Raw genomic sequence first — 1,852 nt, 5'->3', positions numbered from 1 at the left:
GATACCTAAATCACCAGACTCACCTGACGCAATCACTAGCTCAACAGAGCCAGAAAAAAGCTGTTCTTCGCAGCTTACGATGTCGCATTGTACAGTTGTACCCATAGGTCTTCTCCGGTAGAAATCAGTGTCGTAATAATTATCACGACACTAATAACTCAGATTACATGTCCTTCGCTTTCTCGATCGCTTCATCGATAGAACCAACCATGTAGAACGCCTGTTCTGGAAGGTCATCGAACTCACCGTTAAGAATGCCTTGGAAACCACGGATAGTATCTGCAAGAGACACATACTTACCAGGAGAACCAGTAAATACTTCAGCAACGTGGAAAGGCTGCGACAAGAAACGCTCAATCTTACGAGCACGTGCAACAGTTTGCTTATCTTCTTCAGAAAGCTCGTCCATACCAAGAATCGCGATGATGTCTTTCAATTCTGCATAACGCTGAAGAACTGTTTGAACACCACGAGCAACTTCATAGTGCTCGTTACCGATTACTAATGGATCCAACTGACGTGAAGTTGAGTCAAGTGGGTCAATCGCTGGGTAGATACCCTTAGAAGCGATGTCACGGCTCAATACAACCGTTGCGTCCAAGTGAGAGAACGTTGTTGCTGGTGATGGGTCAGTCAAGTCATCCGCCGGTACGTATACCGCTTGGATAGAAGTGATCGAACCAGTCTTAGTAGAAGTGATACGTTCCTGAAGAACCCCCATCTCTTCTGCTAGTGTTGGCTGGTAACCTACCGCTGAAGGCATACGACCTAGAAGTGCTGATACTTCAGTACCTGCAAGTGTGTAACGGTAAATGTTGTCTACGAATAGTAGAACGTCTTTGCCTTCGTCACGGAACTTCTCAGCCATCGTCAAACCAGTTAGCGCTACACGCAGACGGTTTCCTGGTGGCTCATTCATCTGGCCGTAAACCATTGCTACTTTAGAGTCTGTAGGAGTCTCTAAGTTAACAACGCCCGCTTCCTGCATCTCGTGGTAGAAGTCGTTACCCTCACGAGTACGCTCACCAACACCTGCGAATACTGAAAGACCAGAGTGCTTAAGTGCGATGTTGTTGATAAGTTCCATCATGTTAACGGTCTTACCAACACCGGCACCACCAAACAGACCAACTTTACCACCCTTAGCGAATGGACAAACTAAGTCGATTACTTTGATACCTGTTTCTAGAAGCTCTGCACTTGCCGCTTGCTCAGCGTAAGTAGGAGCTTTACGGTGAATAGGCATACGCTCTTGTTCACCGATTTCACCGCGCTCATCGATTGGTCGACCAAGTACGTCCATGATACGACCCAGTGTTTCAGTACCTACTGGTACAGAAATTGGAGCGCCAGTGTTTGCTACATTAAGGCCACGCTTAAGACCTTCTGTGCTACCCATTGCGATGGTACGAACGACACCATCACCTAGTTGCTGTTGAACTTCGAGAGTGGTTTCGCCACCGTCAACAGTCAACGCATCATATACATTAGGTACTGAATCGCGCGCGAATTCGACGTCGATTACCGCCCCAATGATTTGTACGATACTTCCGCTACTCATGTTCGGTTCCTCGTTAAAAATATATTCTTTATCAATCTCTTAATCGCTGTGCGCTAAACTGCAGCTGCACCGCTAACAATCTCAGAAATTTCTTGAGTGATTGCTGCCTGACGTGCTTTGTTGTAAACCAGTTGCAACTCGTTGATCATTTCGCCCGCGTTATCCGTAGCGGCCTTCATTGCAATCATACGTGCTGCTTGTTCACATGCTGCGTTTTCCACAACGCCCTGATACACCTGAGATTCGATAAAACGAGTCAATAATCCGTCGAGCAAAGCTTTTGCGTCGGGC

At 46.8% G+C, this 1,852-nt stretch carries 2 protein-coding genes; both read right to left on the bottom strand.

Annotated features, from left to right (window positions below; genetic code table 11):
- Positions 1 to 163: 163 nt before the first annotated feature.
- A complete protein-coding gene (atpD, locus tag A3739_RS14260) occupies positions 164 to 1,561 on the bottom strand; it encodes a F0F1 ATP synthase subunit beta (protein ID WP_068482973.1) in 1,398 nt (465 codons plus the stop codon).
- A gap of 53 nt (positions 1,562 to 1,614) precedes the next feature.
- A partial coding sequence (locus A3739_RS14255) for a F0F1 ATP synthase subunit gamma (protein WP_197472328.1) occupies positions 1,615 to 1,852 on the bottom strand: 238 nt, incomplete at its 5' end.

The sequence above is a fragment of the Oleiphilus sp. HI0067 genome (assembly GCF_001635735.1).
The sequence above is the reverse complement of the archived record's forward strand: the minus strand, read 5'-3'. Positions and strand labels throughout refer to the sequence as shown.

Excerpts from the sequence above, each read along its gene's own strand:
- atpD (WP_068482973.1), bottom strand. The coding sequence starts at position 1,561 with ATGAGTAGCGGAAGTATCGTACAAATCATTGGGGCGGTAATCGACGTC.